Below are 19,509 nucleotides of genomic sequence, written 5' to 3'. Positions count from 1 at the left end.
TTAGAAGCATTAATAAGTAGTCTGCTTGTATGGATCAGAAAATTGACGAAGATATTGTTTTTAAGAATGCAACACCGGAAGAGATTCAGGGCGAGGAACGTGTGTTTGAGAGTTGCAGGTTTTTAAATTGTGATCTTGCTTATGCTGAGCTTTCATATCAGTTGTTTATAAATTGCGAATTTGATAATTGCAACTTATCACTGACTAAAATCGCAAATTCAGGATTTCAAAATGTCAGTTTCCGCAATTGTAAAATCACAGGTGTAAATTTTAGTTCCTGCAAAGATTTTTCCTTTTCTGTTTATTTCGAAAAATGCCTTCTTAATTATACCATATTCCATAAAAAGAAATTAAAGGGAACGAAATTTATAGAATCCTCTTTAACAGAGGCTGATTTTACCGAAGCAGATCTTACCAATGCGGTTTTTAAAAAATGCGACCTGAACAGAACGATATTCAGCCGTACCGTGCTTAAAGGTGCCGATTTTATTACGGCTTATAACTTTAATATAGATCCTGAAAATAATACACTGGCAAAAGCGAAATTCCATTCTGATAGTCTTGCCGGCCTTTTGTTCAAGTACAATATTATTATAGAAAACGATTTCAATTAAATAAATTCACTCTGCTCTTAAATGGAAACGCATCTCATACCTTTTAGTGGTACCAAATTATGTAAGGCAAAACAGGTAAAGAAAAACATTTATCAAATTACCATGGATAATGTTTTTATTGGCTATATACGAAAGGAGCAAAGCGGCTGGATGCTCGAGGAATATTCAAAAGAAGAACTTACAGCTGAAAATGTACAGTTAATCGGAGACCAGATTGACCAGCTGGACTGGAGACTTACACAATATTGATGCAAGAAACTTTTACAGTGTTATACTAAAATTTTCATTCATGTATATTCCTAAGAATTTTTTAATGGCTGACAAGGAAGAAATAGTTTCCTTTATGAAAAAATTCAGCTTTGCTTCTATTATTACAGTTAAAGATGATTCTCCTGTAGCTACACATTTGCCTTTTATTATTACTACGAAGAACGATCAGGTTGTTTTAACTTCTCATTTTGCAAAAGCGAATGAACAATGGAAAGAAATTACAGATAATCAAAATCTCATAATTTTCGCGGAGCCTCATGCCTATATCTCACCATCAAACTATGAAAAGGAGTTAAATGTTCCAACCTGGAATTATATTGCTGTTCATGCTTACGGAAAGGCGAGGCTGATTACCGAACCCCAACAAATGCTGGCAGTTCTTGAACATACTATTACCACTTATGAAGCAGGATACAAACAACAATGGGATAGCTTGCCTGAAGATTATAAGTTGAAAATGTTAAAGGGAATAGTCGCTTTCGAGATTGTTGTAACGGATTTACAGGGGAAGAAAAAACTCAGCCAGAATAAAACGGAAAGTGAACGGCTACGGGTAATAGAGAGCCTCAAACACAGTACCAATGGAAACGAGCGCCTGATAGCTGACTATATGAAAGAGAATTTAGTGAATAAAGAATAAACAAATGCTTCTAAACCAGCTTATTTACTTCTGAAAAGTTGTTGACTTCCTATGCAATTTGCATTAGGTGGGCATGGCGCATAAATAATTGTTACCCTGTCTTTTTCGGGGTTAAAGGAAAGCTTTACCGCATACCTGCCGTCGTTGCTTGCTTGTACAAGTTCGCCCGGCTGTGCCAAGGAATAATCAGCTTTATGAAAACTTTTTAAGTTGAAGAAAATTAAACTGTCGCCGTTGATTTTATAATTACCTGTTGTTCTGGAAAGATATCCCAGAAGGTTTCGTGTGTCCGAGTCTAAAACTTTACCATCAATTTCAACATTGCCGTCGTTCTTAAAATTGTATTCAGCATGGTAAATGGAATTAGAGTTCCATTCATTTTCACGATACCATTTACCCGAAAGAGTAGTATTCAGATCGGTGTATTTTTCGTTTTTTTTTGCATGCGCCGAATGTTATACCAATCAGAGAGCCAAGGAATATAAGAGATCTTTTCATTTTTAGGTGTGGTTGTTATACTAAGTACGCTCCGCTTTCAGATAACGCTACAGGATTTTAATTTTTATACCTCCGGACGTCTTGCTGTATAACTTTTTAAAAGATATATTCTTGTTTGAAGAGATTAATGGCTTGATTTCAGCATAGGAAATAATCTTCTGATTTCATCATCTTTCGGTTGATTGCCATATTCACAAATTTCAAATGCTTCTGCGTTTTTAATTTGCGAAGCTTTTTCTTTACCATACCATTTTTCAAGTGATTTCCTAACCTCGGGAGTGATCTTTACCGCCCGTGTTTCTGCAAGCCAGTTTTCGCGTTCTTGCTTTTCTTCAGGCACATTTTGTAAATAATGGCCTATCCAGGGTAACCACTCATACATTTGCGATTCATGGGCATCCATTGCATGTATTTTTTGTTTAAATACCTTATCAATATCAATAGCAATATCAGGCCGGAAAGGATTCGGACGTTGAAAAAAATCCTGGAAATACAGAAATACCGGGTTCTTTTTTAAAGGAGGAGCGTCGGAAGCAATATTGGGTACGGCAACCATATAAGCAGCATCCTGTACAAGTACACCTGTGTAGCGATGGTCGGGATGATAATCGTTGGGACGCGGCGCAATTACAATATCCGCATTCCAGTCACGAATTTTTTTAATAAGCTGCAAGCGTACATCCAGTGTAGGTAATAATTGTCCGTCGTGATTGTCCAGCACATCGTATGTTACTCCAAATCTTTTTCCGGCTTCCTGTGCTTCTGCAAGTCTTCTTCTGGCTAAAGCACTTCCTTTTTCAGTTTGGTGGCCCGCATCCCCATTGGTTACTGAAACAAATTTTACAGCATAGCCCATTGACGAAAAAAGCGCCGCGGTTCCTCCGCCATCCTGGTCGCAATCATCCGGATGAGCACCAATCATGATTACACGTATTTTTTTATTTTCTGACTGAGCATTAGTTGTTAATATATTAATGCATAAAAGCACGAGTACAGGAATAAGCTTGTTAATGAAATTTTTATTCATGATCCACTGTAAATATGATACAATATAAATTACATTTTTCATCAGACAAAATAGTCGCATGAAATAGCTTTGCTGTTTGCTGAAAACATCATTTTTTTACTGTTACATTTGCGAAATAATTAAAATGTATGCGATTTTCAGTTTTAATAGTATTCTCTCTTTTAGCCTGCTTAGATTCTTATTCACAAACGGCTGTTACTACATCCGAAATTAAAGGTCATATTAATTTTCTTAGTTCCGATAAAAATAAAGGCCGTTACCCCGGAACCAAAGAAAATAAGCGGGTAGTCAGGTATATAGCGAAAGACTTCAGAAAATCGGGAATTAAACCTCTTGAAAAGGGTTATTTACAGGAGTTTACAGCTAAACTCAGGGTAAAAAAAGGAGTTATTGATACTCCGTTTGTTGAAACATATAATGTTGTTGGAGTTATAGAAGGTAGCGACCCGCTTTTAAGCAAAGAATATATTGTACTGGGCGCTCATTATGACCATTTGGGTATGGGAGGAGCTTCATCTAAAAAACCGGATACAACGGCCATCCATCACGGCGCCGATGACAACGCCAGCGGAACCGCGGCCCTGCTGGAAATAGGAGAGAAGCTTGCCGCGAACAAAGAGCTGCTTAAACGCAGTATTATATTAATTGCCTTTGGGGCAGAAGAGCAGGGACTTTTAGGGTCAAGATACTTTACAGAGCATTCATTGGTTCCGCTTTCTCAGATTAAGCTGATGATCAATATGGATATGGTAGGACGGCTAAATGATCAGCAGCAGATATTTATGGGTGGAGCAGGTACTTTTTCGGGCGGTGTTGATCTGATGAACAACCTGGGGAAAGAGTTTGGATTGAATCCGGTTGTTCATGCCGGTTCTGTAGGTGGTTCTGATCATGTGTCTTTTTACCGGAAAAACGTTTCTGTAATAGGTTTACATACTGGCGGCCATCCGCAGTACCATACTCCCGAAGATGTTGCTGGTTTAATAAATGTACAGGGTGAAAAACAGGTGTGCGATTATATATATAAGGCGCTTTTTACCATTGCTAACCGTAATGAGCCTATCAGTTTTATTAAACAGGATTAGTATTTGGGGATAAAACTGTAACTAAAAATTGACAAGCTAAAGAATTCAAACTATAACCGCCGGTAAGTTTTTGTAGTATATTTATGTTCAATATATAAACCTAAACTAACCTGTTCATGCTTAAATCGGTATCGGCAATTCTGTTGCTTTTTCTGTCAGCTTTTACAAGCTCGGGACAAGAAAAATTAGACTCTATTTTACCAGTAAGAGGATTTTGTATTGTTGCTCCCCGATCTGAACGCTTGCCTCAGTTTATTGATTTTATTAATAAGGAACTGGGTCCACGCAAGGTGAATACACTTATTTTGCGTGTTGATTTTAATTACCGGTTTAAATCTCACCCTGAATTAAGAGACAGTAATGCGCTCTCTAAAAGGGATGTGAAAAAGATTGTTGAAGCCTGCGCTAAAAATAAAATTAAAGTTATACCGCAAATAAATCTTCTTGGACATCAGTCGTGGGCAGAAACTGTTTATAATTTACTTCGCGTATATCCTCAATTTGATGAAACACCTCATGTAAAAATGCCTGCAAAATACACATGGCCTAACGAGGATAAGTTATATTGCAAAAGTTATTGTCCTCTTCATCCGGAAGTACATAAAGTTGTTTTTGATTTAATGGACGAGATTTGTGATGTATTTGAAACAGATGCATTTCATGCTGGTATGGACGAAGTTTTTTATATCGGCGATGAAAAGTGCCCCAGATGCCAGGGGCGTGACAAAGCAGAATTGTTTGCCGGAGAAGTTAGTGCAATCCGTAATCACCTGGCTCTTTCTAACCGGAAATTATGGATATGGGGCGATCGGTTGATTGATGGCAAAACGACCGGGTTAGGCGAGTGGGAAGCAAGTTTTAATAACACTTATCGGGCGGTAGATTTGATTCCGAAAGATGTGATGATCTGCGATTGGCATTATGAACGACCTGATAAAACTCCTGTTTATTTTGCGGTAAAAGGATTAAATGTTGCTGCTTGTCCGTGGAGAAAACCAGAGGTAGCTATTGCCCAGTTGAACGATATGTTGAATTCCCGTAAAGAATCTTCAGAGCAAATAAAAAATCGTATGCAGGGAGTAATCCAGACGGTATGGTCAGACAGCGGAAGATTTCTTGATGGCTTCTACAATAATAAAAAAGATGACAAAGGCGGTGATGAAACAGAGTGGAACTGTTTCAGGAAGCTCTTTGATGAGATAAACAAGTTGAATTGATCCTGTGCGATACAAGATCAGCTTCCTGAAAATAGCTAATGTAAAAACAGTGGCCCCCAGCCACTGTTTTTTGTTAAACTTTTACTTTTTTCCAGTTACCTTTTTTAAATAGGATATACCCTGCAATGGTTATGGAGGTTTCGGTAACCGGAATGGCTACAAAAACACCTTGAGGGCCCAGCTCAAAATGTCGGGCTAACAGGTATGCTAATGGAATTTGAAAAAGCCAGAAGCCACAGAAGTTGATCCAGGTGGGCGTCCAGGTATCTCCGGCACCGTTAAAGGTATTAATAAGCACCATTCCTATACCATAAAAAATATAACCCAGGCTCATAATGTGTATTGCCTGTACTGCTATTTCTTTCACATGTTCATTATTTGTGAAGAAAGAAACAAACAGGTCTGCTCCTGCAAATGAGATTATGGTAACAAAGGCCATAAAAGAAACATTATAAAAGGCAGTCTGGATAACTGCTTTTTCCGCTCTTTGTAAAAGTCCCGCACCCATGTTTTGTCCTACCATGGTAGAAGCAGCATTGCTTAATCCCCAAGCCGGGAGCATAAAAAACATCAGTAAACGTAAAGCCGTCTGGTATCCGGCTGAACCGTTATCCCCTCCGGTTGTTGCAACTAATTGAGCGAGGAATATCCAACTGCATGAAGCTATTACAAATTGAAATACACCGGGAGCGGCAATTTTAATTAAGGCATTAATTTGATTCCAGTCGGGCGAGAAATAGGTGAGTTTCATCTTTAAAGTACTCTTTCCGTTAAACAAATGATATGCCTGGTAAACCACACCCGAAGCACGGCCAATAGTAGTGGCCATCGCCGCACCGGTAAGCCCAAAAGCGGGGATAAAACCAAAACCATTTATAAGAAGCGGACAAAGTAAGATGTTGATAATATTAGCAATCCATAAACTTTTCATTGCCATAGCCGCATTTCCTGCTCCTCTGAAAATTCCGTTTATTAAAAACAGCAGCATAATTAATAGGCTGCTTCCCATCATAATCCGGATGTAGGGAGTGCCGTATTGCACTGATTCGGGTGAAGCACCCATTAATTCCAGAATTTTTGCAGCAAAAATAAAACCTATAATACCAATGATGATGTTTATGGTAATAGCAATTAATAAACATTGTACGCCTGCTTTAGCTGCTGCTATTGGATCTTTTTCTCCGACCCTTCGGGCAACAACAGCAGTGGCAGCCATGCTGATTCCAATTGCCAGCGAATAAATAATTGTTAAAACAGATTCTGTTAATCCTACTGTTTGAATAGCATAGCTGCTGTTATGGAGATGGCCGACAAAATAGAGATCAACCAGGGCAAATACAGATTCCATAACCATTTCGAGCATCATCGGAATGGCAAGTAATATTACTCCCTTCCTGATACTTCCCTTTGTGTAATCAATTTCCTTTCCTCCGAGTGATTCCTTTATTGCTGAATAAAAAGCCGATAGCTTGTCTGTAAATAATTTAGACTGCGTCATGTTTGAAAAATAAAAATGTGAGAAATAAGCAGATTTACTTAGTATGTCTGCTGTGTGGGTTTTAAAAGAAGTATTTGCCCTAATGTACAGGGAGGACAGCTATCACTATCATGGTTCGTAAACTAAGGGCGCTAATATAGAACAAAAATTCTTTTAAAGAGGGAAAGAAAAAGCAATTGTGAAATAATCTGTGTATTTGTATAGTTATAAATTATCCTCTTTCACCAATTTGTACAGCATTTCTTCATTTGTTATCCTGATACTTTTACCTGTAGTTATGATAAGTTTATCATGAACAAAATCATTCATTACTTTAAAAAGTGTTTCATAAGAAGCGGCGGCAAATGAAGCCAGGTCCTGGCGGGTAAGTTCAATGTCAATAAAGCCTGTTTCAGTTAGGCCAAACTGAGTTTTTAATGTAATAAGCGATTGTGCAATACGTGCCTTTACCGACATGTGCGCCAGATTACGCATTCTTTTTTCTGATTCCTGCAGTTCGTTAGCAAAAAAACGCATCAGTTTATACGTGAGGTTTGTATTAACCTGGAGGGTAGTTTCAAAAAAATCAGTTTCTAAATAACATATTACTGAAGGTTCTATTGCAGTAGCAGTAACCGGGTAAACAGGGTTATCACCAAGGCCGGTATGTCCTACAATATCACCCCGTTTGGCAAATCGTATAATCAGCTCTTTTTCTCTGTCCCATTTTTTATGCACCTTGACACTTCCTTTATAAACAAAAAAGATTCCATTTACCGGATCGCCTTCTCTGAAGAGCTGCTGTCCTTTCTTTACAAGAAAATTTTTCTTGTGTACACCAATTGCAGGTAGCCATTCCTTTAAACTGTATTGACATAAAAAACAGCTTTGTAGGTCGCACAGCTTGTCAGATTCTTTCATCTTTTAAATCAATTTTCAGAGGCCAATGTTAAATAAATATTGGTTTCTATTTAACAGATTGCTATTAATTGTTGGAGGTTCGGTTTGTATAAATCCTTGCGAAAACAATATAAATTTTAAATTTTATTGTTATAAAAGTCATTAAAATATTATTAAAACAATAGTTTTCTTTTAAATAATTTTAATATTTTGTAATTTCGCGACCTCAAAAACAAGCCGGCTCAACACACTCACGGCATTAAAGTAAATATGAAAAATCCTACATACAAAAGCGGAATTCCAATTTCTCCTACCTTAAATTCTATAGAGAATGCTGAAGATGACTCTAAGAAAGATTTTTTCTTAAAAAAGAGGCTTCTTCAAATTTCTTTTTTTGCGATTATCGTAGCTGCCGCTATAAGTGTTATAGCGAAGGTTCTGGTTTCCCTGATCAATCTGGTGACCAATATTTCGTTTTATGGTTCATTTGATTTAGGATTTCATAGTCCAGCTGATAATCATTTAGGTTACTGGGTAATTCTTATTCCTGTAATCGGAGGCGTTATAGTGGGTTTTATGGCGTTGTACGGTTCAAAAGCTATAAGGGGACATGGTATTCCGGAGGCGATGGAACAGATCCTTGTCAATCAAAGCAGGATTAAGCCTTCAATCACTTTTTTAAAACCTTTATCTTCTGCAATCGCTATCGGAACAGGTGGACCTTTTGGTGCAGAAGGACCCATCATTGCAACAGGCGGGGCGTTGGGTTCTACATTGGGCCAATTATTTAAAATTACTTCCAACGAACGGAAAATTATTTTGGCTGCAGGTGCTACAGCAGGTATGTCGGCCATATTTGGTACTCCCATTGCGGCAGTTTTTTTAGCTATTGAACTTTTGTTGTTTGAGTTTTCTCCGCGGGCAATATTGCCTGTTGCACTTGCCTGCATAACGGGAGCAGCGGGACACCATTTATTATTTGAGACAGGGCCGGTATTTCCTATGCCGGATTTGGCAACACCTTCTAATCTGGCTTTAGCTATTTATAGTTTTATAGGAATTTTAGTAGGGTTTCTGTCGCTTGGAATAACTAAAATCGTCTATTATATTGAGGATGCTTTTGAAAAAATTCCGGTTCATTGGATGTGGTGGCCTGCAATAGGAGGCCTTGGAGTAGGTATTGTAGGATACTTTGCTCCCCATACTTTGGGTGTGGGTTATGATAACATTACCGGTATTTTATCAGGAAACCTTTCTTTAACCTTAGTATTAAGTTTATTCTTTTTTAAGTTTTTATCCTGGGCTATTGCGCTGGGCAGCGGTACGTCAGGTGGTACACTAGCGCCTTTATTGACAATAGGTGGTGCCGGAGGGGCTATTATTGGTACAATAATAAACAGTATTTTTCCGGATTCGGGAATAACGATTCCGATGGCGGCATTGATAGGAATGTCATCCATGTTCGCCGGTGCATCCCGTGCATACCTTACCAGTATTACTTTTGCACTGGAAGCTACTATGCAATCACATGCCATACTTCCATTGCTTGGCGCTTGTACTGCGTCTTACCTGGTATCGTTTTTCTTTATGGAAAATACGATAATGACAGAAAAAATTGCCCGCAGAGGAATAAATACTCCCGTTTCCTACGAGCCGGATATTCTTTCAAAGCTTACTGTATCTGATGTAATAAAAGAGGATGCGCTGGTACTGAGTTCAGAAAATACGGTTCAGGAAGTAAGAGATTTCCTTGAAAACAATCCACAATCAGAAAATCATTTTCTGGTGGTTGATAATCAGGAAGCCTTTATGGGAATTTTAAGTATAGCAGATATTTATAATAAAAATCAGCAGGCAGATTTGCCTGTTTCATCGCTGGTAAAGAAAACTTCTTTGTCAGTAAGATCCAGCGATAACCTGGCACGGGCGGTAGAACTGATGGCCCTTACAGAAGAAGAACTTGTTCCGGTAACCTCCTCATCAAAAAAGAATACAGTAACCGGAGTTTTAACCTATAAAGATATTATAACGGCTTATAAGCACCGACTACGTGAAGACCAGGAAGCCGTAGCAAACCTGTCTTTAAGAAGACAGCGGATAAAAGTATTAATACAGGGAAGAAGACTGATTAAAATGGGTCGAAGCTAATTGACAGAGGCGATGTTAATGCAGATATCTTCTCTTTAGTGTTACTACTTTAAATTTTACCGTGTCATAAATAAGACCTGTAATCAGGCATGCGGCACCCAGCAGCAGGCTGTACATGCCTGTAACCAGGTAAGTATAGCCGCCAACAAGGCATCCTGTAAAAAAGAAAGCAATAATTGCCATTCGTAATTTTATAGATGATTTAAGTTTTTTAGTTTGTTCAGGTTTTTTATAAAAGAATAATTGGGATAGTTCTATTCCCAAATCAGTAAATAAACCGGTTAAATGAGTGGTTCTAACAACAGAATTTGAGATACTGGTAACTAGCGCATTCTGCAATCCCATGGCGAAAAGCAGGCCGCAGGCAACAAAGCTTGCATGTTTTAAAATGGCTTTATGATCTAAAAGAGCTATTGAAATTAAAATAAGTATTTCTATAGTCACTGGTATTACATTTATCCATCTTGGGTTCTTCATCTGAATCCATTCAATAATTGTATTTGACATAAATGCTCCCAGAAAAAAAGAAAAGATATAGGACATGAAGACTAAGGCATTATTAAATTCCGCTTTAATAACCTCATCAGCAAAAAAGGCAAAATGCCCGGTTACATTCGTTGTTAATGTTTGTACTGCAAAAAATCCCGAGACATTTACGATACCTGCTACAAAAGAAAGAAGTGAAGCTAACTTAAGGTTATGTAAAAATGTTCTGCTTTTACCCCTGTGCCTGAACATATATTATAATTGAGAAAAGTAATCAAAGTTAGAAGAGTTTTAAAACTGCACAAATAGTAGCAGCAATTCTCTGAACTTTATTACAGTTACAGAAGCTACCGTTTATTTTTTACCATCGCTTTTATTAAACATCCATTTTAACCTTCTTATTTCCTATTGTACATAAGATTGGAACTCTTGTACAGTAGTTAGAAATAGCGGCTTTTTATAATTGCTTTCCAAACCAATTATAAATATGCTAAAGAATTTTATTTCAAAGGATGCAATCCTTTACCATTGGCAATACAGGAAATTGCTCAATGCAGAACGCCCTTTTTTTCCACCCGGAAATACGAATGTGGGCTGTAGCTATTCACAGTTAAGAGATCTTGGTTTAAGTCTGCATCCGCTATTTTAAGTAGTCAAGCTGTATAAATCTGCATAAATATGAATATCAGAAATCTAATAATTACTATGAATAAAGTTTTACTGAGAAGGGTAATAAAGAGAGTGCCGTTAGGTGCGTTGTTATTAGCCCTTATTTTAAATGTGAATTATTTATATGCGCAACAGCCGCATGTAATAACCGGTAAAGTATCAGATCAGCAGGGCTTGCCTCTTCCGGGAGTTTCTGTAGCGGTAAAAGGAACTGCTGTTCAGTCTGCTTCGGACGCCGACGGAGTTTACAAAATCAGTTTACCTGCAGCAGAAGGAACACTAATATTCTCTTACATCGGAATGAAAACCCGTGAAATTGAGGTGAAGGCGGGCCAGGCTACAATTAATGTAACACTACAGTCAAGTTCAACCGATTTACAGGAAGTAGTAGTTGTAGGTTACGGAACTACCAAAAAGAGCGATCTGACCGGTTCTGTGGCTTCTCTTAAAGGCAACCAGTTAAACAGGACTCCCGCAGGTAATGTTGACCAGCTCTTGCAGGGAAAAATTCCGGGATTACAGGTAGTTGCTCCTTCCGGCCGGCCGGGCGCAGGAGTAACGGTAAGAATCCGCGGAGCCAATTCTTTAAACGGCGATAACAGTCCACTGGTAGTTGTTGATGGTTTTCCATGGGGTTCTGCAGGAGGGCTGAAACAAATTAATCCGGAAGATATAGAGTCTATAGAAGTGCTTAAAGACGCTTCTTCGGCGGCTATTTATGGGTCACGTGGAGCAAACGGAGTAATTATGATAACGACCCGTAAAGGAAAAGCCGGGCAGGCCAGAATTAATTTCAGCACCTTGCAAACAGTTTCAACCTTAGCTAATAAACTTGATCTGTGGCGAAATCCGGTAGAAGAGGCTACAATTTCAAATGAGGCCGCAATCAATGGAGGAACAGATCCGATATATGTTGGAAGAGTAAGAGAAGGGACTTATTTTCCATCTATTGCAGAACTCCGTGGATTAGATCCTGATAAGCCGCAATGGGCATATAATACAGACTGGGCAGATCTTGTTTTAAGAAACCCTGTTTCGCATAGCTATACGCTTTCTGCAGATGGCGGCAACGAAAATACCAAGTACTCCATTTCCGGTAACTACTATAACGAAGAAGGACTTGCAATTAAAAACTATTTCAACAAATACAATGCACGGTTAAGCTTAGACCAAAAGCTTACCAAACATATTACAGCCGGAACAAACGTTTTAATTACTCATACTAAAAATAACGGGTTGCAGCTTTCGGATTTTGTAGGCCGTTCCAGAATATTTCCGGCAATTGATCCTGTTACAGGAGCCTATTTCAGAACCGGAGCCCAGGATTTTGGTAACCCTGTTGCATGGGCTAACGAAGTTTTAGATGCTACTAAAACCCTTGATCTGATGGGCTCGCTGTATGCCAATATCGAGATTACTCCATGGTTACAGTTCAGGTCGCAGCTTAGCAGTAAATACGGAAGTTCGATTTATGACCGCTATGATCCCAGAAATATTACTTCTACAGGTAATCTTTTCAACGGACAGGGCCAGATCAATAACTGGTCAAACAATCAGTTAATAAACGAAAACTGGTTTACTGTAACAAAAAGCTTTGGAACTGATCACAGCATTAATGCAGTTGCAGGTTATACTACCGAGTCAAATGTTATCCGTACAAGCAACCTTACCGGGCGTAACTTTGTAAATGATAACCTGCAGAATGAGCAGCTTTCCGGAGCAGTTCAGCAGTTTGTGAATAATGACCTTACACGCACAGCTTTAAATTCATGGTTGGGACGTATAAATTATACATTTAAAAACCGCTATCTTTTTACACTTACAGGAAGAGCTGACGGTTCTTCAAAGTTCGGTGCAAATAATAAATGGGCATTTTTCCCTTCGGGAGCTTTTGCCTGGAAAGTGAACGAAGAGGGTTTTTTACAGTCAGTAAAAAATATATCTGAATTGAAGTTAAGAGCCAGCTATGGTGTAACCGGAAACCAGGGAATTCAGCCATATCAAACGTTAGATCGCTTAGGTTCTTCAAGGTACTGGAACGGTTCGGCTTTCGTAACAGGTTATGGTCCGGGGCTTGATCTGGGTAAGAACCAGCAGGGGCTGAGTATTTTCGGAGGCCTTGCCAATCAGAGTTTGAAATGGGAAACCACACGTTCGCTGGATCTTGGGTTTGATCTGGGACTTTATAATCAGCGTTATACACTTACTTTCGACTATTATACCAAGAGAACCTACGATCTTTTGAGAGAGCGGAATATTAATCCATCTTCCGGATACGGCCGCCAGTGGGTGAACGACGGAACTATTGATAATAAGGGTGTTGAGTTAGGATTAAATGCCGACATTTTAAGAGGAGCAGTGGAATGGAGCGTAGGAGGAAATATCGGTGTAAACCGTAACAAGGTGGTAGCCATGGGTGAATTAGGGCAGATTCTGGACCCTTACTATATTGAGCGGGTGCGCCAGGCAGTAACTTCTTATACAGTAGGGCAACCGTTATATGCTATGTATGGTTATAAAACCGACGGGATTATACAAACAGAAGCAGAAGGGCTGGAAGCCGGTTTAACAGGCGAAATGGCTCAGCCGGGAGAAATAAAGTATGTCGATCTGAATGGCGACGGGGTAGTAGATCCGAACGACCGTACTATTATCGGTAATCCAAATCCTGATTTTATTTACAGTTTTAATACCTCCTTAAAATATAAAAGATTCGATCTTGCCGCTCAGTTTTACGGAGTTCAGGGAAATGACGTATTTAACCTGCAAAAATTTTCTCCGAGTGCCCAGCTGCAAAGATGGACTCCGGATAATCCAAGTAATGAATATCCACGGGTAAATTCAAACAGAGGATACTGGGCATCCGACTGGTTTATTCAGGACGGGTCTTTCTTAAGAATCCAGAACGTAACTGTAGGCTATAACCTGAAACAAGGGTTAATTAAGGGCGTGAAAAATGTGCGTCTCTATTTCTCAGGAAATAACCTTTACACCTTCACAAAATTCCCTGCAGGTTCAGATCCTGAAGTAAGTGCTAACGGCGTATTCGAAGGAACCTATCCGAAAACAAGAGCTTTTTCACTGGGATTGAATGTAGGATTTTAACAATAAACTGAATGATTATGAAATACAAAAGATATATATATACTTCCCTGATTTGTGGAGCCTTATTTAGCAGCTGTGCCAAACTGGAGGAAGTTCCGTACGGGGAATCATCAACCGCTAATTTTTATAAAACGGAAGCAGATGCGAACGCTGCAATAGTGTATGCCTACGCAATCCTTCCGGAGGTAGGTTATTATTCACGGGGATATTATGTTATTACCGAAGAACCTACTGAAAACCTGACTCAGAAATCAGACGCCGGTGCAGATCAGTTTGAGTTTGATGAATTGCGCTCAACAGCTAATAATTCCTTTTTAAATGTTATCTGGAGCTACATGTATGTTGCAGTAACCAGGGCGAACTCGGTAATAAGCTACGTTCCGAATGTAACAATGGCAGAGGCAGGAAAAAATCAGATTGTTGGGGAAGGATATTTTTTACGAGCACTAAATTACTTCAACCTGGTTCGGTTGTTTGGCGAAGTTCCTTTAAGATTAGAGCCAATCACCTCATCCGATCAGCTTCCTGCTGCCAAAGCTTCTCTTAACGACATTTACAATTTAATAATCAGCGATCTGCAAAAGGCTGAGGAGTTAATGGGAACAGATAAAAGAGAGGGTCGTGCTAATAAAGTCGCGGCACAGGCACTTTTGTCAAAAGTGTACCTCTTTCTTGCTTCTGCTAAAAGTTCAGGCTCACCGGGTTACGACTTTGTAAGCAATTCTGATGAAATGTATGCAAATGCAAAAACCTACGCAGGCAAAGTCATTAACGGGCAATCAGTGTATGGTTTTACAGATAACTTATTAGATATCTGGGATATCAGTAAATATAAAAATGCAGGCAATGTTACCGAACATATTTTCGATGCAGCGGTTGATCGTTCGGGCGAGCAGGAAGGAAACTTTTCCAAGCTTCCGCTGATGTTTATACCCTACGTTGGAAGCGGATTTGATATGACGCTGCCAGACGGCACTATTTGTAAAGCCGGATGGAACCATTTTCAAACTGAACCCGGAATTTATAACAGTTACGCCAGTAACGACAAAAGAAAGACCGATCTGATCGTTTCGTCAGTAAAAGATCCCGAAGGAAACGTATATAATTTGAAGATTACCGATTTCAGCCGGCCTTTTACACGCAAATACATAGATCCGAACCGGGTAGGAGATGCAAACAGCACCAATTCTCCTGTTATTCGGTATTCCGATATCTTATTGGTTTATGCAGAAGCCAGCGGCCCTACCCCCGAAGGATATGCGGCCATCAATAAGATCAGAAACAGGGCCGGTATAGGAGATTTAGCTCCAAATTTAAGTGCACAGGCTTTTCGCGATGCAGTAATTCAGGAGAGATCGTGGGAACTTGCATTTGAAGGCGATCGCCTGTTCGATCTGAGGCGTACAAATTCAATGGATAAGGTGCTTGTACAGAAATATGGTAAAACCATTACCAGCGGCGCTTATTTCTTCCCGATTCCGCAGCAGGAAATTGATACCAATCCTTTAATTAACCAGTAATGCCAATAACATGAAAAGGAATACTATACTATTAAATATTGCGTTTTTATTCGCACTGATTTTAATTTTCAGCGCCTGTCAGAAAGATCCCTTTGCAGATGTTGAAAACAACGAGCGCTCAATAGAGGAAGTTTCTATAGGAGAGGGACAAATTGGGCCTGCTGCAATTATTCGGGGAAATGGAGGAGATACTGTATTAATTAATGTTAAAGCCGGTACCATCGATCTTTCTAAAGTGACTCCGCGTATTATGGCCTCTATTGGAGCATCCGTTTCTCCTGCATCCGGAGAAACCGTTGATTTTTTAAATGCAGATAGCGCTCTTACTTATACTGTAACAGCCGAATCCGGAAAAACACGTACCTGGGTTATGAAAATCAAAGAGTTTGTATTTGATTTGGACGGTACATGGAAAGTAGAGCAGGTACGCTTCGACCATTGGATTGGCGACGGAGAATCATGGGGCTGGGGAAACCACGATGATAACCTGGTAAATTACTTCCCTGAACTTAATAAGAACTTGGATAATACACTTAAGTTTAACCTCGAAGGTGCGGAAGGATCTTCAGTGTATGGTACTTATACTTTTGAATCCGGTGCTGACGGAAATTCCCTGGAAGATTTTATTCATACAGGCACCAATTTCAACTACAAGTTCAAAAAACTGCTTCCTTCGGGAACCTGGTCATTAGATATTCCAGGTAAAAAGATGATTTTTAATGCCGGTACACCAAATGAGGGACAAACCTTCGAAATAGCCTTCTCTAATAACAAAAATACACTGAAATTGCCTTTTAATCCCGGAGCTAAAGACATTGCGTGGGATAATGAATGGGGCAGGATGGACGTGCAGGGAAGCGGATCTTTTTGGTATGTTCTCCAAAAGCAATAATCAAATTTTATCAGAATAGAACTGCAGTTTCCAAAAGCTGCAGTTCAATTTTTATTTAAGCCGATAATTTAAACTCATGAATAAACGAAACATATCAAAAATATTTTATCTTTTATTAATTGCTTCATTTGCTTTTACGGCCTGCAAGGCCGATAAAAAGAATGTAGTGAAGGATGACGACAAGGAACCGACTACAGAAATTCCTGTTACTCCTTTTAAAACGCTTAATTTCCTTTACAGCATATCCGGTTCTAAAACCATTGCAGGTATCCATAACCGCGAACCTAATGCAACTCCTGCTAAATGGACTGATGAAGTTTATAAAACTACGGGCAAATATCCCGGGTTGTGGAGCGGGGATTTCTTGTTTCAGGCCGATAACATTAACAATCGGCAGTTGATGGTAAATGAAGCACTAAATCAATGGAAAAAGGGCGCTGTAATAAATATTATGTGGCACGCCTGCAATCCTGCACTTTCGCAGCCCTGCGGCTGGGACTCAAACGGTGTACTTAGCAAGCTTTCTGATGACCAATGGAATGAACTGATTACAGATGGAACTGCTATTAATATGCGTTGGAAAGCGATGATGGATGAAGTAGCAGTGTACCTGCAATTTTTAAAAGAAAATGGAGTAGAAGTTTTATGGCGCCCTTTACATGAGATGAACCAGGGCGCTTTTTGGTGGGGCGGCCGGCCAGGGCGAAACGGAACCCGTAAATTGTATCAGATAACCCACGATTATCTTACAAAAACCAAAGGCCTCACTAACCTGATCTGGGTATGGGATATGCAGGACTTTTCAACTTTAGCTACCGATTTAACTGCGTATAATCCCGGAAACGAATACTGGGATGTTGCGGCTTTGGATATTTACGATGGCACTGGTTATACTGCAGCAAAATACAACGCCATGGTAACGGTGGCCGAAGGTAAACCTATTGCCATTGGCGAATGCCAGAAATTGCCAACGGTTTCTGAACTCATAACTCAGCCTAAATGGACATTTTTTATGGGATGGTCGGAACTCGAATTTGATAAAAATTCTGAAGATGAGATTAAGAGCGTGCACCTGTCCTCAAGGGTTTTAACGTTGGATGAATTACCCGGTTGGAATAATAAATAACAGATAGTTTCATTTTCATTATCCAAGAGAATATGCGGAAGTTTATTGTTTCAATCCTTTCATTATTACTTTGCTGCACACTATATGCTCAAAATATTGAAATAAAACCAACCTTAATTAATTCGCTGGTTTTACAGTATAAAAAGGCAGAATGGAATATCATTCTCAATAAAACCTTTATAAACCCATATAATCAGAAAGAGGTAAGTTTAGATTTAATTTTAACATCTCCTTCAGGTAAACCTTTGTATCTTCCGTGTTATTTTGAAGCTGCGGATAAAACCGGGAAGTTATGGAAAGCACGTTTCACTCCGCAGGAAGCCGGGTTATACACGTATAATTTCAGGCTGACAGAACAGTCTGGAATAACGGAAACTCCGGTAAGCAGGTTCAATGTACAACAGTCAAAAGCACAAGGTTTTTTGCATAAAAATGATCTGTGGACTTTTAAATTTGATAACGGAAACCTGTTCAGGGGAATAGGTGAAAATGTTGGATGGGAATCCCGCTCTTTTGAAAATGACAAGTGGACATACGATTATCTCCTGCCTTCGCTTTCTAAAAACGGTGCAAACTTTTTCAGAACATGGATGTGTTACTGGAATTTGCCACTCGAATGGAAAAAAGTAAACCACACCAAGCGGTACTCCGATACAGATAATTATTTTAATCCAGGAGCTATCAGGCGGATGGACGAGCTGGTAAACATGTGCGATTCGCTAAATCTGTACTTTATGTTAACACTCGACTGGCACGGGCATTTAATGCAGGAAGGAGGATGGAAAAACAGTCCGTATAATCAAAAGAACGGGGGCCCGGCAAAAACTCCTGCCGAATTTTTTACATTACAATCATCGCAGCAAAAGTATAAAGATAAGTTAAGGTATGTAGTTGCCCGCTGGGGGTACAGTACCAACATTGCGGCATGGGAATTTTTTAATGAAATTGATAACGCCGCATATACCGCTGCAGACAGTATTCTTATTCCACACGATGCCATTGCTCAATGGCATAACGAGATGAGTCGTTACCTGAAAGATATTGATCCGTATAACCATATGGTAACAACAAGTATTTCGCACAGGGATATCATGGGCCTGAATTCTATCCCTTATATAGATTTTAATCAAAAGCATATTTATAAACGAACAGAACGGATTCCTTCGATTTATCCGCAGTATATAGAAACTTTTAATAAGCCTTATGTTGTGGGCGAATTTGGTTTCAGGTGGGAAGATGATAATCCGGAATATGGAGAAGGTTTTGATTTTGATTATAAAAGAGGCCTTTGGTACGGTCTGTTTTCTCCAACTCCCGTACTTCCAATGTCGTGGTGGTGGGAGCTGTTCGATAACCGTAATATGACACCTTATTTTAACTCAGTGAAGGAGATCAGTGATAAAATGTTAAAAGCCGGGAAGGGGTCGTTTGAGCAGATTCCTGTAAATGCCGGTATCGTCGAAGCAATGGGAGTTAAATGTGGAAGAGCATACTTTGTTTATTTATTAAACAATACAGGTTCTGCAGTAAATACAACGGTTTCTTTAAATGTGCGGCAGGAAAATATTGGCATAATTCAATCTTTTAATCCTTCAAGCCGCACATACAACCAACTTCAGAAAACAACGATAACGGATAAAGAAGTAGCTGTTAGGGGAATAAATCTGCCGGCAAAAAAAGAATTGATCCTGATATTAAAACCAAAGGAATGATTTTTAATGCGGTGCAGCACATGTAACATTTAAAAGATTAAGAGCTAATTTATGTAAGGTTAAGTAAATTAGTTTTTTTAATCCCCTTAGTGAATTTCTTTAAAGGGATTGAATAATAAAGTT

15 protein-coding genes are annotated in these 19,509 nt (G+C 39.2%); 11 read left to right on the top strand and 4 right to left on the bottom strand.

Annotated elements, in window-relative coordinates:
* The first annotated feature begins 29 nt into the window (after nt 1–29).
* The 3 genes from ACLCDL_RS00885 to ACLCDL_RS00875 are packed head-to-tail and all read left to right on the top strand — an operon-like array spanning nt 30 to nt 1,524.
* Nucleotides 30–614, top strand: a complete 585-nt coding sequence (locus tag ACLCDL_RS00885; protein ID WP_423146101.1) for a pentapeptide repeat-containing protein — start codon at nt 30–32, stop codon at nt 612–614.
* A 21-nt stretch (nt 615–635) separates the two neighbouring features.
* Complete coding sequence (locus ACLCDL_RS00880) at nt 636–863, top strand: hypothetical protein (RefSeq protein ID WP_423146100.1); 228 nt, start codon at nt 636–638, stop codon at nt 861–863.
* Between the two features lie 40 nt (nt 864–903).
* On the top strand, nt 904–1,524 hold the full coding sequence (locus ACLCDL_RS00875) for an FMN-binding negative transcriptional regulator (protein ID WP_423146099.1): 621 nt from the start codon (nt 904–906) through the stop codon (nt 1,522–1,524).
* A gap of 622 nt (nt 1,525–2,146) precedes the next feature.
* On the opposite strand, the gene ACLCDL_RS00870 is transcribed toward ACLCDL_RS00875, so the two are convergent.
* Nucleotides 2,147–3,049, bottom strand: a complete 903-nt coding sequence (locus ACLCDL_RS00870; RefSeq protein ID WP_423146098.1) for a PIG-L deacetylase family protein — start codon at nt 3,047–3,049, stop codon at nt 2,147–2,149.
* 128 nt (nt 3,050–3,177) lie between these two features.
* Here ACLCDL_RS00870 and ACLCDL_RS00865 point away from each other — a divergent pair, with 128 nt between their 5' ends.
* Both ACLCDL_RS00865 and ACLCDL_RS00860 read left to right on the top strand, forming a co-directional pair.
* Entirely contained in the window at nt 3,178–4,134 is a 957-nt protein-coding gene (locus tag ACLCDL_RS00865; RefSeq protein WP_423146097.1) for a M28 family metallopeptidase, read from the top strand.
* 116 nt (nt 4,135–4,250) lie between these two features.
* Nucleotides 4,251–5,351, top strand: a complete 1,101-nt coding sequence (locus ACLCDL_RS00860) for a family 20 glycosylhydrolase (RefSeq protein WP_423146096.1) — start codon at nt 4,251–4,253, stop codon at nt 5,349–5,351.
* A gap of 73 nt (nt 5,352–5,424) precedes the next feature.
* Here the strand turns inward: ACLCDL_RS00860 and ACLCDL_RS00855 are convergent, their stop codons facing one another.
* Together ACLCDL_RS00855 and ACLCDL_RS00850 are read right to left on the bottom strand one after the other, a co-directional pair.
* On the bottom strand, nt 5,425–6,849 hold the full coding sequence (locus tag ACLCDL_RS00855) for an MATE family efflux transporter (RefSeq protein ID WP_423146095.1): 1,425 nt from the start codon (nt 6,847–6,849) through the stop codon (nt 5,425–5,427).
* 204 nt (nt 6,850–7,053) lie between these two features.
* Complete coding sequence (locus ACLCDL_RS00850; protein WP_423146094.1) at nt 7,054–7,749, bottom strand: Crp/Fnr family transcriptional regulator; 696 nt, start codon at nt 7,747–7,749, stop codon at nt 7,054–7,056.
* A gap of 249 nt (nt 7,750–7,998) precedes the next feature.
* Here ACLCDL_RS00850 and ACLCDL_RS00845 point away from each other — a divergent pair, with 249 nt between their 5' ends.
* Nucleotides 7,999–9,876 carry a chloride channel protein gene (locus tag ACLCDL_RS00845; protein ID WP_423146093.1) on the top strand — a complete coding sequence of 626 codons (1,878 nt, stop codon included), beginning with the start codon at nt 7,999–8,001 and terminating at the stop codon, nt 9,874–9,876.
* Between the two features lie 15 nt (nt 9,877–9,891).
* Here the strand turns inward: ACLCDL_RS00845 and ACLCDL_RS00840 are convergent, their stop codons facing one another.
* On the bottom strand, nt 9,892–10,614 hold the full coding sequence (locus ACLCDL_RS00840; protein WP_423146092.1) for a YoaK family protein: 723 nt from the start codon (nt 10,612–10,614) through the stop codon (nt 9,892–9,894).
* A gap of 453 nt (nt 10,615–11,067) precedes the next feature.
* Here ACLCDL_RS00840 and ACLCDL_RS00835 point away from each other — a divergent pair, with 453 nt between their 5' ends.
* The 5 genes from ACLCDL_RS00835 (at nt 11,068) to ACLCDL_RS00815 (ending at nt 19,386) form a co-directional block, all read left to right on the top strand.
* The gene (locus tag ACLCDL_RS00835; RefSeq protein ID WP_423146091.1) at nt 11,068–14,136 is read left to right on the top strand and encodes a SusC/RagA family TonB-linked outer membrane protein; all 3,069 of its coding nucleotides are present in this window, start codon (nt 11,068–11,070) and stop codon (nt 14,134–14,136) included.
* 17 nt (nt 14,137–14,153) lie between these two features.
* Complete coding sequence (locus tag ACLCDL_RS00830; protein ID WP_423146090.1) at nt 14,154–15,656, top strand: RagB/SusD family nutrient uptake outer membrane protein; 1,503 nt, start codon at nt 14,154–14,156, stop codon at nt 15,654–15,656.
* Nucleotides 15,657–15,666: 10 nt separating this feature from the next.
* Nucleotides 15,667–16,548, top strand: a complete 882-nt coding sequence (locus tag ACLCDL_RS00825; protein WP_423146089.1) for a hypothetical protein — start codon at nt 15,667–15,669, stop codon at nt 16,546–16,548.
* 76 nt (nt 16,549–16,624) lie between these two features.
* Entirely contained in the window at nt 16,625–17,674 is a 1,050-nt protein-coding gene (locus ACLCDL_RS00820) for a glycoside hydrolase family 26 protein (RefSeq protein WP_423146088.1), read from the top strand.
* Between the two features lie 32 nt (nt 17,675–17,706).
* Nucleotides 17,707–19,386, top strand: a complete 1,680-nt coding sequence (locus ACLCDL_RS00815; protein WP_423146087.1) for a DUF5060 domain-containing protein — start codon at nt 17,707–17,709, stop codon at nt 19,384–19,386.
* The last annotated feature ends 123 nt before the right edge of the window (nt 19,387–19,509 follow it).

It is taken from the genome of Rubrilithobacter danxiaensis, from assembly GCF_047272945.1.
In the GTDB taxonomy this organism is placed as follows: domain Bacteria; phylum Bacteroidota; class Bacteroidia; order Sphingobacteriales; family Sphingobacteriaceae; genus Rubrolithibacter; species Rubrolithibacter danxiaensis.
Note: the sequence above shows the minus strand (reverse complement) of the source record. Positions and strands in the feature narration are given on the sequence as shown.

Excerpts from the sequence above, each read along its gene's own strand:
- ACLCDL_RS00885 (WP_423146101.1), top strand. The coding sequence starts at position 30 with ATGGATCAGAAAATTGACGAAGATATTGTTTTTAAGAATGCAACACCG.
- ACLCDL_RS00880 (WP_423146100.1), top strand. The coding sequence starts at position 636 with ATGGAAACGCATCTCATACCTTTTAGTGGTACCAAATTATGTAAGGCA.
- ACLCDL_RS00875 (WP_423146099.1), top strand. The coding sequence starts at position 904 with ATGTATATTCCTAAGAATTTTTTAATGGCTGACAAGGAAGAAATAGTT.
- ACLCDL_RS00870 (WP_423146098.1), bottom strand. The coding sequence starts at position 3,049 with ATGAATAAAAATTTCATTAACAAGCTTATTCCTGTACTCGTGCTTTTA.
- ACLCDL_RS00865 (WP_423146097.1), top strand. The coding sequence starts at position 3,178 with ATGCGATTTTCAGTTTTAATAGTATTCTCTCTTTTAGCCTGCTTAGAT.
- ACLCDL_RS00860 (WP_423146096.1), top strand. The coding sequence starts at position 4,251 with ATGCTTAAATCGGTATCGGCAATTCTGTTGCTTTTTCTGTCAGCTTTT.
- ACLCDL_RS00855 (WP_423146095.1), bottom strand. The coding sequence starts at position 6,849 with ATGACGCAGTCTAAATTATTTACAGACAAGCTATCGGCTTTTTATTCA.
- ACLCDL_RS00850 (WP_423146094.1), bottom strand. The coding sequence starts at position 7,749 with ATGAAAGAATCTGACAAGCTGTGCGACCTACAAAGCTGTTTTTTATGT.
- ACLCDL_RS00845 (WP_423146093.1), top strand. The coding sequence starts at position 7,999 with ATGAAAAATCCTACATACAAAAGCGGAATTCCAATTTCTCCTACCTTA.
- ACLCDL_RS00840 (WP_423146092.1), bottom strand. The coding sequence starts at position 10,614 with ATGTTCAGGCACAGGGGTAAAAGCAGAACATTTTTACATAACCTTAAG.
- ACLCDL_RS00835 (WP_423146091.1), top strand. The coding sequence starts at position 11,068 with ATGAATAAAGTTTTACTGAGAAGGGTAATAAAGAGAGTGCCGTTAGGT.
- ACLCDL_RS00830 (WP_423146090.1), top strand. The coding sequence starts at position 14,154 with ATGAAATACAAAAGATATATATATACTTCCCTGATTTGTGGAGCCTTA.
- ACLCDL_RS00825 (WP_423146089.1), top strand. The coding sequence starts at position 15,667 with ATGAAAAGGAATACTATACTATTAAATATTGCGTTTTTATTCGCACTG.
- ACLCDL_RS00820 (WP_423146088.1), top strand. The coding sequence starts at position 16,625 with ATGAATAAACGAAACATATCAAAAATATTTTATCTTTTATTAATTGCT.
- ACLCDL_RS00815 (WP_423146087.1), top strand. The coding sequence starts at position 17,707 with ATGCGGAAGTTTATTGTTTCAATCCTTTCATTATTACTTTGCTGCACA.